The organism is Aquabacterium sp., from assembly GCF_049274795.1.
Lineage (GTDB): Bacteria > Pseudomonadota > Gammaproteobacteria > Burkholderiales > Burkholderiaceae_C > Aquabacterium.
In genome coordinates this window covers 102,139-117,306 of record NZ_JBASTH010000035.1, presented here as the reverse complement: position 1 = coordinate 117,306, position 15,168 = coordinate 102,139, and the positions used below count along the sequence as shown (strand labels likewise).

General features: G+C 66.4%; 9 protein-coding genes. 4 read left to right on the top strand and 5 right to left on the bottom strand.

Annotated features, from left to right (window positions below; genetic code table 11):
• The 3 genes from WAQ08_RS05515 to recA all read right to left on the bottom strand — a co-directional run.
• The coding region (locus WAQ08_RS05515; RefSeq protein WP_422189782.1) for an ATP-grasp domain-containing protein at nucleotides 1-671 on the bottom strand (671 nt) is incomplete at its 3' end.
• A 189-nt stretch (nucleotides 672-860) separates the two neighbouring features.
• Entirely contained in the window at nucleotides 861-1,325 is a 465-nt protein-coding gene (gene recX, locus WAQ08_RS05510; RefSeq protein ID WP_422189780.1) for a recombination regulator RecX, read from the bottom strand.
• A gap of 64 nt (nucleotides 1,326-1,389) precedes the next feature.
• A complete protein-coding gene (gene recA / locus WAQ08_RS05505) occupies nucleotides 1,390-2,436 on the bottom strand; it encodes a recombinase RecA (protein ID WP_422189778.1) in 1,047 nt (348 codons plus the stop codon).
• Between the two features lie 230 nt (nucleotides 2,437-2,666).
• Here recA and WAQ08_RS05500 point away from each other — a divergent pair, with 230 nt between their 5' ends.
• From WAQ08_RS05500 to WAQ08_RS05485, 4 genes are all read left to right on the top strand, one after another.
• Nucleotides 2,667-3,896: a patatin-like phospholipase family protein gene (locus tag WAQ08_RS05500; protein WP_422189776.1), complete on the top strand. Its 1,230-nt coding sequence runs from the start codon at nucleotides 2,667-2,669 to the stop codon at nucleotides 3,894-3,896.
• 43 nt (nucleotides 3,897-3,939) lie between these two features.
• The gene (metH, locus tag WAQ08_RS05495) at nucleotides 3,940-6,741 is read left to right on the top strand and encodes a methionine synthase (RefSeq protein ID WP_422189774.1); all 2,802 of its coding nucleotides are present in this window, start codon (nucleotides 3,940-3,942) and stop codon (nucleotides 6,739-6,741) included.
• A 232-nt stretch (nucleotides 6,742-6,973) separates the two neighbouring features.
• Nucleotides 6,974-8,806, top strand: coding sequence for a DUF1800 domain-containing protein (locus WAQ08_RS05490; RefSeq protein WP_422189772.1), 1,833 nt, complete (start codon nucleotides 6,974-6,976; stop codon nucleotides 8,804-8,806).
• 10 nt (nucleotides 8,807-8,816) lie between these two features.
• Nucleotides 8,817-10,421: a DUF1501 domain-containing protein gene (locus WAQ08_RS05485; RefSeq protein ID WP_422189770.1), complete on the top strand. Its 1,605-nt coding sequence runs from the start codon at nucleotides 8,817-8,819 to the stop codon at nucleotides 10,419-10,421.
• Nucleotides 10,422-10,443: 22 nt separating this feature from the next.
• Here the strand turns inward: WAQ08_RS05485 and WAQ08_RS05480 are convergent, their stop codons facing one another.
• On the bottom strand, nucleotides 10,444-12,111 hold the full coding sequence (locus WAQ08_RS05480) for an ATP-binding protein (protein ID WP_422189768.1): 1,668 nt from the start codon (nucleotides 12,109-12,111) through the stop codon (nucleotides 10,444-10,446).
• Between the two features lie 99 nt (nucleotides 12,112-12,210).
• Nucleotides 12,211-15,132 carry an excinuclease ABC subunit UvrA gene (gene uvrA, locus WAQ08_RS05475; protein WP_422189766.1) on the bottom strand — a complete coding sequence of 974 codons (2,922 nt, stop codon included), beginning with the start codon at nucleotides 15,130-15,132 and terminating at the stop codon, nucleotides 12,211-12,213.
• Between the last annotated feature and the right edge of the window lie 36 nt (nucleotides 15,133-15,168).

Here is a 15,168-nt window from a genome sequence, read left to right as displayed (position 1 = left end):
AACAGCGCGTTGCTGTCGAAGTTGAACTTGGCGTCCAGGGCGATCACGTTGCCCTTGCCGTCGCGGTTCAGCGGGTTGATTTCAACCAGCGACGCGTCGGTTTCCATGTAGCACTGGTACAGCTTCTGGAAGATGTCCTTGGCCTGGGCTTGCGAATCAGCCGGCATGCCGATACCGTCGGCGATCTGCTGGGCTTGCGCGTCGGTCAGGCCGGCCAGCGGGTCGATGAAGACGGTGATGATCTTCTCGGGGGTGCTGTGGGCGACTTCTTCGATGTCCATGCCGCCTTCGCTCGAGGCGATGAAGGCGACCTTCTGGGTGCCGCGGTCGGTGACCACGGACACGTAGTATTCCTTCTGGATGTCAGCGCCGTCTTCGATGTAGAGACGGTTGACCTTCTGGCCTTCGGGGCCGGTCTGATGGGTCTTGAGCTGCATGCCCAGGATGTCACCGGCCAGACGCTTGACGTCATCGAGGGACTTGGCGACCTTGACGCCACCGCCCTTGCCTCGGCCACCTGCGTGGATCTGGGCCTTCACGACCCACACCGGGCCGCCCAGCTTCTCAGCCGCAGCCACGGCTTCGTCAACGGAAAATGCCGGAATGCCTCTTGGGACCGGCACGCCAAATCGGCTCAGGATCTCTTTGCCTTGGTACTCGTGGATTTTCATGTGAAGACTCGCAGTCTTTTGTGTGGCGTTCGTTCTTGTCGAACATGACAAAACCCCCGGAACCGATCGGATGCCGGGGGCGCGCCGCACGCGAATGGGTAATTCGTGCGGAGCACCGCGCAGCATAGCACCGCCCCCCCCCGTGGATGCAGGGGGCGGCGCATGCCGCAGGGCTTTGCAGGGGTGGATTCAGACGCCTTGTTCCGGATCGCGGAACCCGTCACCCCGGAGCACCCGGCGGATCACGTCGCCCGCGAAGCCCCGGGCGGCCAGGAAACGGGTCTGGCGGGCCTTGTCTTCCGGGGTGGCGGGTGGCTCGCCGAAGCGCCGTGCCCACAGGGCATGGGCGCGGTCGAACTCTGAAGCCTTGAGCTGCTCAGTGACGCTGCGGGTGAGCTCTTCGGGCAGCCGGTGCTGGGCCAGTTCGGCCTTGACCCGGGCCGCGCCGTAGCGAGCGGCCTTGCGGTGCACCATCGATTCGGCGAAGCGCTCGGCGGACAGGAAGCCGCGCTGCTCCAGCTCATCGAGCACACGCTGCACCTCATCCGCCGACTCAGCATGCGGGGCCAGCTTGCGGGTGAGCTCCAGGCGGGAATGCTCCCGTGCAGCCAGGTACTTAAGCGCCCGCCCCTTGAGGGACAACTGGGTCTTCATGCCTTGCGCGGGGCGGACAACAAGCCCGTTGGTGCCTGCTGATGCGCGCCCCTACCTGCGCTGCTCACTCGGCAGCGACTGCGCCGGCATTCAGCAGGGAGATGCCCAGCGATTCGCGGATCTTGTTTTCGATCTCGCGGGCCAGATCGGGGTTCTCGCGCAGGAACTCGCGGGAGTTGTCCTTGCCCTGGCCGATCTTCTCGCCGTTGTAGGCGTACCAGGCACCGGACTTGTCGACGATCTTGGCCGTGACGCCCAGGTCGATGATCTCGCCCTCGCGCGAGATGCCTTCGCCGTAGAGGATGTCGAACTCGGCGGTCTTGAAGGGCGGCGAGACCTTGTTCTTGACGACCTTGACCTTGGTCTCGTTGCCGATGATCTCTTCGCCCTTCTTGATCGAGCCGATGCGGCGGATATCGAGGCGCACCGAGGCGTAGAACTTGAGCGCGTTGCCGCCGGTGGTGGTTTCGGGGCTGCCGAACATCACACCGATCTTCATGCGGATCTGGTTGATGAAGACGACCATGCAGTTGGTCTTCTTGATCGTGGCGGTGAGCTTGCGCAGGGCCTGGCTCATCAGACGGGCCTGCAGGCCAGGCAGGGAATCACCCATCTCGCCTTCGAGTTCGGCCTTGGGCGTGAGCGCGGCCACCGAGTCGACGATGATCAGGTCGACCGAGCCGGAACGCACCAGGGCGTCGACGATCTCGAGGGCCTGTTCGCCGGTGTCGGGCTGGGAGATCAGCAGGTCCTGCAGGTTGACGCCGAGCTTCTGGGCGTACTGCACATCCAGCGCGTGCTCAGCATCAATGAAGGCGCAGACGCCGCCCAGCTTCTGCATCTCGGCCGCGACCTGCAGTGTGAGCGTGGTCTTGCCGGAGGATTCGGGGCCGTAGATCTCGACCACACGGCCGCGGGGCAGGCCGCCAACGCCCAGGGCGATGTCCAGGCCCAGGGAGCCGGTGGAGACGACCTGGATGTCTTCGATCACCTCGCCCTCGCCCAGGCGCATGATGGAGCCCTTGCCGAACTGCTTTTCGATCTGGGCCAGGGCCGCCTGGAGGGCTTTGGCTTTTTCGTTGCTCAGGGCGGACTTGGCGGTGGCTTCCATGCAGGGTCTCCGGGGGCGGCGATGCGTTGCCGCGGGGGGTGGTTGGGGTGCCGGCCGTGCCGACGGGATGGCGCCATTATGGCAAAGACTGGATCTTTGTACAGTACTCGTGGCTTTATTTTCACGCCCCCACTGGGGTGCCCCGAAAGAGGGACGGTTGGCCGCCCAGGTGATGGCGCGGACATTGCTGCATTCATGTTGCGCCGCAGCAATCTGGTTAGACTGTTCCCATGACGTCCCGCCGTAAACCGACAACCTCCGGCCCGGCTGCCAGCGCACCCTTGCGCAAGAGCGCCCCCGCCCGCACTCAGGCCAAGGCCGCGCCCACCGCCACCACGCCCACAAAAAAGCCAGCCCGCAAGGCAGCCCCTGCGCGCCGCAAGGCCGCCTCGCCCCGCGCCCGGCCCACGGTGGACCTGGCCCTGCAGGGCGGCGGCTCGCACGGCGCCTTCACCTGGGGCGTGCTCGACCGCCTGCTGGACGACGATGGCCTGGATTTCATGGGCATCTCCGGCACCAGCGCTGGCGCGCTCAACGGCGCGGTGATGCTGAGTGGCTACGTACAGGGCCACGCCGAAGGCGGCGAAACCCAGGCCCGGCAGAGCGCCCAGCAGGCCCTGCGCGATTTCTGGCAGGACGTCAGCCGCCACGGGCCCATCTTCTCGCCACTGACGATCCAGAACGGGCTGTTGCGCCCCGAGTTCAACTTCGACCAGTTCCCGGCCTACCAGTGGCTGAACATGTTCACGCGGGCCTTCAGCCCGTATGAGTTCAACCCGCTCAACCTGAACCCGCTGCGCGACGTGCTGCAGCGCCACGTGAACGTCGAGGCCCTGCGCCAGGGGTGCAAGCGCTGCGATGTGCACCTGTTCGTCACGGCCACGTCGGTGCGTACAGGCCAGGCGCGGGTCTTCACGGATCAGGCCCTGAGCCTGGATGCGCTGCTGGCCTCGGCCTGCCTGCCCTTCGTGTTCCAGGCCGTGGAGATCGACGGCGAGCCCTACTGGGACGGCGGCTACACCGGCAACCCCGCCCTCTTTCCGCTGATCTACAACACGCAGGCCATGGACATCCTGCTGATCAAGATCAACGCGCTGTCGCGGCCGGACACGCCGACGCGCAGCATGGACATCATCGACCGCCTGAGCGAGATCACCTTCAACACCAGCCTGATCGGCGAGATGCGGGCCATCGCCTTCGTGTCGAGGCTACTGAAGGAACAGAAGCTGGACCCCGGCCGCTACAAGGACCTGCGCCTGCACATGGTGGCCGACGACGACGGCCTGGCGCCCTTCAACGCCTCCAGCAAGTTCAACACGGACTGGACCTTCCTGCAGCAGTTGCATGCGCTGGGCCGCCAGGCCGCCGACAGCTGGCTGGCCGCGCACCGGGCCGATGTGGGCCAGCGCAGTTCGCTCAAGATCGAGGAAACATTCCTGGGGATGCAGACCAGCGGTTGATACCAACGGTATCAAGGTGAAGCGGCCCCGGTAAAATCATGGGATGACCGCCCCCGCTTCGCCTTCCCCCGCTGTTCCCACCCCACCCGCCATGCGCCTGTCCGGCCTGGAGCCGGTCCACATCGGCGAGGGCACGCTGTTCGTGAACGTGGGCGAGCGCACCAACGTGACGGGCTCCAAGGCCTTCGCGCGGATGATCCTGGAAGGCCGCTTCGAGGATGCGCTCTCGGTGGCGCGCCAGCAGGTGGAAAACGGCGCCCAGGTGATCGACATCAACATGGACGAGGCCATGCTGGACAGCAAGGCCGCCATGGTGCGGTTTTTGAACCTGATCGCCGGCGAGCCGGAGATCGCGCGCGTGCCCATCATGATCGACTCGTCCAAGTGGGACGTGATCGAGGCAGGCCTGAAGTGCGTGCAGGGCAAGGGCATCGTCAACTCGATCTCGCTCAAGGAAGGCGAGGCCGAGTTCAAGCGCCAGGCGCGGCTGATCAAGCGCTATGGCGCGGCCAGCGTGGTGATGGCCTTCGACGAGGTGGGCCAGGCCGACACCTACGCGCGCAAGACCGAGATCTGCGCGCGCGCCTACCGCATCCTGGTCGATGAGGTGGGCTTCCCGCCCGAGGACATCGTGTTCGACCCGAACATCTTCGCGGTGGCCACCGGCATCGAGGAGCACGACAACTACGCGGTCGATTTCATCGAGGCCACGCGCTGGATCAAGCAGAACCTGCCGGGCGCCAAGATCAGCGGCGGCGTGTCGAACGTGAGCTTCAGCTTCCGCGGCAACGAGCCGGTGCGCGAGGCCATCCACACTGTGTTCCTGTACCACGCCATCCAGGCAGGCATGGACATGGGCATCGTCAACGCCGGCATGGTCGGCGTGTACGACAACCTGGATGCCCAACTGCGCGAGCGCGTGGAAGACGTGGTGCTCAACCGCAAACCAATCTACCGCGAGGGCGACGACACCAGCCTGACGCCGACCGAGCGCCTGCTGGCGATCGCCGAGCAGGTCAAGGGCACGGCCAAGGACGACAGCGCCAAGCTGGCCTGGCGCGGCACGGCCGAAGAGCCCGCCACCGTGGAGCACCGCCTGAGCCACGCGCTGGTGCACGGCATCACCGATTTCATCGTGCTTGATACCGAAGAGGCCTGGCAGAAGATCAAGGCCGGAGGCGGCCGCCCACTGCACGTGATCGAAGGCCCGCTGATGGCCGGCATGAACACCGTGGGTGACCTGTTCGGCGCGGGCAAGATGTTCCTGCCGCAGGTGGTGAAGTCCGCCCGCGTGATGAAGCAGGCCGTGGCCCACCTGCTGCCCTACATCGAGGAAGAAAAGGCCCAACTGATCGCGGCCGGCGGCGATGCCAAGGCCAAAGGCAAGATCGTGATCGCCACCGTGAAGGGCGACGTGCACGACATCGGCAAGAACATCGTCACCGTCGTCTTGCAGTGCAACAACTTCGAGGTGGTGAACATGGGTGTGATGGTGCCCTGCGCCGACATCCTGGCCAAGGCCAAGGAAGAAGGCGCCGACATCATCGGCCTGTCGGGCCTGATCACGCCCAGCCTGGAAGAGATGCAGTACGTGGCCGGCGAAATGGAACGCGACGAGTATTTCCGCGATCGCCAGTTGCCGCTGCTGATCGGCGGCGCCACCTGCTCGCGCGTGCACACGGCCGTGAAGATCGCGCCGAACTTCAGCGGCCCGGTGGTGTACGTGCCCGATGCCTCGCGCGCTGTGGGTGTGTGCTCCGAGCTGCTGAGCCCCGAGCGCCAGGACGCCTACATCGCCGAACTGAACGCCGACTACGAGAAGGTGCGTCAGCAGCACGCCAACAAGAAGGCCACGCCCATGGTGTCGCTGGCCGAGGCCCGCGCCAACAAGACGCCGCTCGACTGGACCGGCTACACGCCCGATGCGCCCAAGTTCCTGGGCCGCCGCGTGTTCAAGAACTACGATCTGGGCGAACTGGCCGACTACATCGACTGGGGCCCCTTCTTCCAGACCTGGGACCTGGCCGGCCCCTACCCCGCCATCCTCACCGACGAAGTGGTGGGCGAAGAGGCCACGCGCGTGCATGCGGACGCCAAGGCCATGCTCAAGAAGATCGTCGAGGGCCGCTGGCTGACGGCGCACGGCGTGATCGCGCTGTACCCCGCCAACACGGTCAACGACGACGTGATCGAGGTCTACCGCGACGAGAAGCGCGATGAGGTGCTGATGAAGTGGGCGCCGCTGCGCATGCAGACCGAGCGCCCGACGGTCGATGGCGTGAAGCGCCCCAACCGCAGCCTGGCCGATTTCATCGCACCGCGGCCGGATGCCGGCGGCAAGCCCGACTACATCGGCCTGTTCGCCGTGACCGCCGGCCTGAACATCGAGCGCAAGGAAGCGGAGTTCATGGCCCACCATGACGACTACTCCGCCATCATGCTCAAGGCCCTGGCCGACCGCCTGGCCGAGGCCTTCGCCGAGCGCATGCACGAGCGCGTGCGCAAGGAGTTCTGGGCCTACGCCGAGCAGGAGCAGCTGGACAACACCCAGTTGATCAAGGAGCAGTATCGCGGCATCCGCCCGGCACCGGGCTACCCGGCCTGCCCGGACCACACCGTCAAGCGCGAGATGTTCAAGGTGCTCGATGCGCACGACGTGCACATGCACCTGACCGAAAGCCTGGCCATGATGCCGGCCGCCAGCGTGAGCGGCTTCTACATGGCGCACCCCGAGGCCGACTACTTCAACGTCGGCAAGATCGCGGGCGACCAGCTGGAAGACTGGGCCGAGCACACCGGCCTGAGCATCACCGAAGCCGAGCGGGCGCTGTCGCCCAACCTGTAAGGCGATCACCATCGCCTTGTCAGCCTGTTTCCTACAGCAGGCCTGAGCTTACAAATCGTCACTCAAACGTTTGAGAGTGGCCGTGACTTTGCGCACGGCCGCTTACCCCTGCCTGCCTGAAAAGCAGAGAGCATCGCGCCGATACCGAGCGGAGGCGTTCACGACGGTAGTCAGAACATCAACAGAACGCTCGTGGGTCCAGTGGGTTGATCGTTCGGATTGGGTGACGTGCATGAAGTGGATGGGTTGGTCGGCCGGTCGCATGACCGTGATCGCGGCGATGGCCGCCGCGATGCTCAGCGCGTGTGGGGGCGGAGGCGGAGGTGGCAGCGCTGGCACAGGCAACGCCACCGGCAGCAATGGCAGCGGAACCTCCTCAGGGCAGGCTGCCGCCGAAACCGGCAACGCCAGCCAGGCTGCCGCCATCACGGAACGCGATGCTCACCGCTTTCTGGGCCAGGCCAGCTTTGGCGCTACACCGAGCACCGTGGCCAGCGTGCGCTCGCTGGGTTATGCGGGCTGGCTCGACAACCAGTTCGATACCGGCTTGTCTGTCTCTCACCTGTCCACCGCAGACGCCTCGGTCGCCCGGCTCAATGCGGACAAGGTCAGGGCCAGCGACATCCCCTACACATGGTGGACGCACGCCGTACAGGATCCGGCGCAACTGCGCCAACGCGTCGCCTATGCACTCTCGCAGATCTTCGTCGTGTCGACCATGGACTCGGTGCTGGCGGACAACTCGCGCCTGGTCGCCAGCTACATGGACATGCTGACCCAGAACAGCAGCAGCACCTACCGCGAGCTGCTGGAAGCTGTGGCACTGCACCCCGCCATGGGCATCTACCTGTCAACGCTGCAGAACCGCAAGGAAGACCCGGTCAGTGGCCGCATCCCGGATGAAAATTTCGCACGCGAAGTGATGCAGCTGTTTTCCATCGGGCTGTACGAACTCAATGATGACGGCAGCCTCAAACTGCGCAACGGCCAACCGATCGAGACCTACACCTCCGACGATGTCCGGGGGCTGGCCAAGGTGTTCACGGGCTGGAGCTGGCACCGCCCCGCTGGCAGCACAGTCGAATGGTGGCGCTGCTTCTGGCCCTCGACAGGTTGCAACGACTACGCACTGCAAAGCAGGATGCCTATGAGCGGCTACGCCGAGGCGCACTCGACCAGCGAGAAGCGCTTCCTGGGCATCACGATCCCCGCCCAGACCACGGCCAATCCGGCGCTGAGCCTGCGGCTGGCGCTGGATCGTCTGGCGACCCACCCCAACACCGCCCCCTTCATCAGCAAGCAACTGATCCAGCGACTGGTGACCAGCAACCCCAGCCCTGCCTATGTGGCCCGTGTGACCAACGTGTTCCGCAGCAGCAATGGCAGCCTGCGCGCCGTCGTCAAGGCCATCTTGCTGGATGCAGAAGCGCGCACCCCTGCCACCAGTGGCGTGAGCATGCCCAGCCACGGCAAGCTGCGCGAGCCTGTGCTGCGCCTGAGCCAGTTGCTGCGGGCGATTCCGCACAGCTCGACGATGTACACCACGCTGCAGTCGGCCCAGAGCCCCGCGCCCTTCTACTACGCCTCGACCACCGACGACCCGGCGTTCGCCCTGGGCCAGACGCCCATGCGCTCGCCGTCCGTCTTCAACTTCTACCGCCCCGGCTACAAGCCGCCGCGCAGCCAACTGGGCACACTGGGCCTGGTCGCCCCGGAAATGCAGACCACCAGCGAGACCTCGGTGCTGGGCTATGCCAACTTCATCACCACCATCCTGGATCAGGGCTGGGGCGAGACCCATCCCCAGACCGGCAAGCCGGACATCCAGTTCAACCTCAGCTCGCTGCAGGCCCTGGATGACGGCAGCAGTTCGGCACGCCCCCAGCGCATGGTCGATGAGGCCGCACGCCTTCTGCTGGGCGGCCCCTTGAGCAGCACCCTGAACGAGCGGGTCGTCACCGCCGTGGGAGCCATGCCCCGCACGAACGACCAGCAAAAGCGCCGTCGCGCTGCCGCCGCCGTGGCCTTGATCGCCGTCTCCCCCACCTACATCGTCCAGCAATAAGGCCACCACCATGAGCAAGCAACTGAGCCGCCGTGCCTTCCTGCGTCACGCCGCCGCCCTGGGATCGCTGGGTGCCGCCGCGCCGATGGGCATGAGCCTGTCCCTGCTGGGACACGCCTCGGCCCAGGCCTCGCAAGGCGACTACAAAGCCCTGGTCTGCGTGTTCCTGGCCGGCGGCAACGACGGCTACAACACTGTGCTGGCCACCGACAGCGACTCCTGGACGCACTACACGAACCAGCGCGACCCGATGGCCCGGGGCAGTGCCGGCTCCGGCACCTCCATCGCACTGCTGCCCGCCGGCACGGCGTCCAATGCGCAAGCAGGCAGAGCCACGCCAGCCCGGCTGGGCGGCGTGCTGCCCATCGGCCACTCCGACCGGGCAGCCCATGCGTCCCGGCAGTTCGCCATGCACCCTTTGCTGAACGATGTGCAATCGCTGCACCAGGCTGGACGTGTCGCCGTGCTGGCCAACGTCGGGCCGCTCAAGCGGCGCCTGACCAAGGCCGAATACGCCGGCGAAGTGGCGCCACGCCCGGCCAAGCTGTTCTCGCACAATGACCAGCAATCGACCTGGCAATCGTTCTCGCCTGAAGGCGCAGACAACGGCTGGGGCGGCCGCATGGGTGACTTGCTGATGTCGGGCAATGCCACGGGCCTGGGGGCATCGGCCTCCCTGGTGCAACGCTCGTTCACCTGCCTGTCCCCCGGCAGCTACGGCATCTGGCTCTCGGGTGCCCAGGCACAGGCGATGCAGGTGGGTGCCATGGGCATGCTCGAACTGGGCAGTTGGGGATCGGTGCTGGGCAGCGCATCGCTCAAGAGTGCCATGGCCGAGGTGATGAGCGCCGGCCAGGCCGACAACCTGTTCTGGGCCGATCACCAGGCCGTCACACAGCGCAGCATGGCCATCCAGTCGCTCATTGGCCCGATCCTGCCGCCACTGAGCAGCACCAATGGCTCGGCGCCCTGGGCCACACCGGGCAACGGCAACCCCTGGATCGATCCCATGCTGAGCTACCTCAGCCCCAACACGGGTGCCGCACGCTTCAACAGCCTGGCATTGCAGTTCCAGATGGTGGCGCGCTTGATCGACGCCAACCGCACGGGCAACCTGGGCATGCGCCGCCAGGTGTTCATGGTCACGCTGGGAGGCTTCGACACCCACGCGATCCAGAACGAGGAGCACAGCGAGCGCATGGCCCAGCTCAACCACGCCCTGGCCTACTTCGACCGCGTGCTGGGCCAGATGCCCAGCGGCGACATGCGCAACCAGGTCACCACCTTCACCGCGTCGGAGTTCGGGCGCAACCTGGCCAACAACGGCGATGGCACCGACCACGGCTGGGGCAACCACCACCTGATCATGGGCGGCGCGGTGAACGGGCGCGAGGTCTACGGCACCTACCCGACCCTGGCCACGGGCAACGCCAGCAACGAGTACGACAGCCCCGACCTGCTGCAAAACGGCGCCATGCTGCCGTCGACCTCGGTCGACCAGTACGCCTACACGCTGGGCAAATGGATGGGACTGTCAGCCGGTGAACTGACCGGCATCCTGCCCAACCTGGGCAACTTCGACGCCTCTACGCACGACCTGGGCTTCATGGCCTGAGCGTCCTGGCACACATCGCGCATCAAGACCTGCCCGCGATCTCCTGCGCCGCCTGCTCCAGGGTGGCGATGAGTTGGGCCACGTCCAGCGGCTTGGTCAGGTAGGCCTTGAAGCCCCAGGCCTGGGCCCGCCGGATGGTGTCGGGCATGGCATCGGCCGACAGGGCCACACGTGGGATGCCAGTGGTCTCGACATCCTGGTCGAGCAGCTTGACCACGTCGAAGCCGCTCATGTCGCCCAGCTGCATGTCCAGCAGCAGCAGGTCCGGGCGGCGGCGGCGCACGGCGGCCAGCGCTTCGGCGCCGTTGTGCGCCACCGTGACGTGGCACCACGGCAGCAGGGCCAGGATCTCGGTGACCAGGTCGATGTTGATCTGGTTGTCCTCGGCGTAGAGCACTTCGAGCCGCGGATGGTCGTCGCCGCCATCGGCCAGGTGGTGCTGCTCCGCATCCAGGGGCCCCAGTTCGTCCAGCGGTGAGTGCGCGGTATCAGGGCCCGTGCCCACGGGCAGCCAGCAGCGCATGCGCGTGCCCTGCCCCGGCGCGCTGTGCACCTCCAGCTCACCCTCCATCAGCTCCAGCAGGCGCTTGACGATGACCAGGCCGATGCCCGTGCCCTCCACGCCTGTCTGCTCGGCGCCCAGGCGGTTGAAGGGCTCGAACAGGTGGGCCAGTTGCTCCTCGCTCATGCCGCGGCCGGTGTCGCGCACTTCGAGCATCACGCGCTCGCCCTCCTGGCGGGCCTGCACGCTCACGGTGCCGCCCGGGCGGTTGTACTTGACGCCGTTGGTCAGCAGGTTGACCAGCACCTGCTGCAGGCGCGTGCGGTCGGCCAGTACGGTGGGGTCGTCGCAATCATGGCAGGGCAGCAGGCGCACATCCAGATCGGCGGCCAGGTTGCCCACCAGGTCCAGCGCGTGCTCAAACGCCGCGTGGGTGGACACGGGCTCCAGCGACAGGGGCAGGCGGCCCGATTCGATGCGCGACAGGTCGAGCACGTCGTTGATCACCGCCAGCAGATGCTGGCCGGCCTGCGCCATCACCTCGACCTTCTGGCGCTGGCCACCGCTGAGCGGCTCGCCATCGGGCATCTGGAGCAGCTGGGCAAAGCCCAGGATGGCGTTGAGCGGCGTGCGCAGCTCATGGCTCATGCGCGAGAGGAACTCGGATTTGGCCGCGCTGGCCTGCTCGGCCGCCTGGGCCTTGACGGTGGCCGAGCGGTAGAGCTTTTCTTCCGTCACGTCGTGGATGTAGCCCACGCGGGCGAAGCGGCCGTTGAGCTGGCAGCCCGACATGGCCTTGCCCGCCACGGTGCGCACGCCCTTGTCGGCCAGCACCACGCGGAACTCGAACTCGGCCGGATCGGATGCCCGCATGGCTGATTCGCACAGCACGCGAACCATGGAGCGGTCTTCGGGGTAGACGTGCTCGTAGGCGGATTCGAAGCGCGCTTTCCATTCGTCAGGGGCAATGCCCAGGATGTCGCGCACGCCATCGCTGCAGTACACGACGCTGGGCAGGCCGCGGTGGTCGGGCTCCAGCACGTAGAGCACACCAGGCACGTTGCGGCTCAGGCTGGCCAGGACCTCCAGCTCGGTCTGCATGTCGGCGATCTGCGCGCGCAGCGCCGCCACCTCTTCCTTCAGCGCCCGGGGATCGTCTCCCGGATCGGCTGCCGGCCTGTCAGACATGGGCTCTCCTCAAATACTGCTGTTGTCGTCCCCGGCTTGACTTTGACACAGATCGGGGCGGACAGGCCACGGGGAAAGACCTGTCAGCACACAGCAGGATCAGCGGCCAGGCAGCAGGGGCTTGAGGTAGCGCCCGGTGTGGCTCTGGGGATGCTCGACCAGGTCCTCGGGCGTGCCGGCCAGCAGCAGGGTGCCACCACCGGAGCCGCCTTCGGGGCCCATGTCGATCAGCCAGTCGGCCGTCTTGATCACATCCAGATTGTGCTCGATGACGACGATGGTATTGCCGGCATCGCGCAGCTGGTGTAACACCTTGAGTAACAGCGCGATGTCGTGAAAATGCAGCCCGGTGGTGGGTTCGTCCAGGATATAGAGCGTGCGGCCGGTGTCGCGCTTGGACAACTCCAGCGCCAGCTTGACGCGCTGCGCCTCGCCGCCGGACAAGGTGGTGGCGCTCTGACCCAGGCGGATGTAGCCCAGGCCCACGTCCATCAGGGTCTGCAGCTTGCGGGCGATGGCGGGCACGGCATTGAAGAAGGCCAGCGCGTCCTCCACCGTCAGGTCCAGCACCTCGTGGATGTTCTTGCCCTTGTAGAGCACCTCCAGCGTCTCACGGTTGTAGCGCTTGCCGTGACAGGTGTCACAGGGCACGTAGACGTCGGGCAGGAAGTGCATCTCCACCTTGATGACGCCATCGCCCTGGCAGGCCTCGCAGCGGCCACCGGCCACGTTGAAGGAGAAGCGCCCGGCCCCGTAGCCGCGCTCGCGGGCCGTGGGCACATCGGCGAACAGCTCGCGGATGGGCGTGAACAGGCCCGTGTAGGTGGCGGGGTTGGAGCGCGGCGTGCGGCCGATGGGCGACTGGTCGACGTTGATGACCTTGTCGAACAGTTCCAGGCCTTCGATCTCGTCGTGCGGCGCGGGCTCCAGATGGCTCTGGTAGAGCTTGCGGGCCACGGCGGCGTACAGCGTGTCGTTGACCAGGGTGGACTTGCCCGAGCCGGACACGCCCGTCACGCAGGTCAGCAGGCCCACGGGGATCTCGGCCGTGACGCCCTTGAGGTTGTGGCCGCGCGCGTTGACGATGCGCAGGCGCGGGGTCTCGTCGGTGAGCGGGTGGCGCTTGGCCGGCACCTCGATGCGCAGGGCCTGGGCCAGGTAGCGGCCGGTCAGGCTGTTGGCGTTGTCGGTGACCTGCTGGGGCGTGCCCTGGGCCAGCACCTTGCCGCCATGCACGCCGGCGCCCGGGCCCATGTCGACCACGTAGTCGGCGGCGCGGATCATGTCTTCATCATGCTCGACCACGATCACGCTGTTGCCCAGATCCCGCAGGTGCTTGAGCGTGCCGATCAGGCGGTCGTTGTCGCGCTGGTGCAGGCCGATGCTGGGCTCGTCGAGCACGTACATCACGCCCGTCAGGCCCGAGCCGATCTGGCTGGCCAGGCGGATGCGCTGGGCTTCGCCGCCGGACAGCGTGTCGGCGCTGCGGTCCAGGCTGAGGTAGTTCAGGCCGACATCATTGAGGAAGCGCAGGCGCGAGCGGATCTCCTGCACCACCTTGGCGGCGATCTCGGCCTTGGCGCCCACCAGGTGCAGGCCTTCGAAGTAGCGGAAGGCCTCGGCCAGGGTACTGTGGCCGATCTCGTAGATGGCGCGGGTGTCGCCCGTGTCGGCATCGAGCAGCTTGACGTGGCGGGCCTCGCGACGCAGGCGGGTGCCGTCGCATTCAGGGCAGGCCTTGGGCTGCTGGTAGCGGCCCAGTTCTTCGCGCACGGCCGATGAATCCGTCTCTTTGAAGCGGCGCTCGAAGTTGGGGATGATGCCTTCGAAGGCGTGCGTGCGCTTGACCTTGCGCTTCTTGCCGCCTGCGCCATCGGCCTCGTAGGTGAACTCGATCTCGACGGGCGCGGAGCCGTACAGCAGCACCTGCTGGAACTCAGCCGGCAGATCCTCGAAGGGCTGCTCGATGTCGACCTCGTAATGCTTGCCCACGCTTTGCAGCAGCGAGTAGGTGTAGGGGTTGCGGCGGTCCCAGCCCTTCACGGCACCGCTGCCCATGCTCAGGCTGGGGAAGGCCACCACGCGCTGCGGATCAAACGCGATGACCTGGCCCAGGCCGTCGCAGCTCGGGCAGGCGCCCACCGGCGAGTTGAACGAGAACAGGCGCGGCTCCAGTTCGGACAGCGAATAGCTGCACACCGGGCAGGCGAACTTGGCGGAGAACAGGTGCTCCTTGCCCGTGTCCATCTCCAGTGCCAGCGCGCGGCCCTCGGCCTGGCGCAAGGCGGCCTCGAAGCTCTCGGCCAGGCGCTGGGTGATGTCGGACTTGACCTTGAGGCGGTCGACGACCACGTCGATGTCGTGCTTCTCGTTCTTGACCAGGGGCTTCAGGTCAGCCGCCTCGGTGATCTGGCCGTCGATGCGAAAGCGCACATAGCCCTGGGCCTGCATGTCGGCGAAAAACTCGGCGTGCTCGCCCTTGCGGTCGCGCATCACCGGGGCCAGGATCATCAGCTTGGTGTCCTCGGGCAGGGCCAGCACGGCATCGACCATCTGGCTGACGCTCTGGGCCTGCAGCGCAATGGCATGGTCCGGGCAGAACGGCGTGCCGGCGCGGGCGTAGAGCAGGCGCAGGTAGTCGTGGATTTCCGTGACCGTTCCCACGGTGGAGCGCGGGTTGTGGCTGGTGGCCTTCTGCTCGATGCTGATCGCGGGCGACAGGCCCTCGATCACGTCGACATCGGGTTTGTCCATCAGTTGCAGGAACTGGCGGGCGTAGGCGCTCAGGCTTTCCACATAGCGGCGCTGACCCTCGGCATAGAGCGTGTCGAAGGCCAGGCTGGATTTGCCCGAACCCGACAAGCCGGTGATCACCACCAGTTGGTGGCGCGGCAGGTCCAGGTCGATGTTTTTCAGGTTGTGGGTGCGCGCCCCACGGATCTGGATCAGCGGCCGTTCACCAATCGGGCCCTTGGGAGCAGGGGCAGGCGCGGCAGAAGGAGGGGTGTCGGGGCGGGACATCGGCGGGGCGGCTATCGAATCTGGCAAGGCAACCGG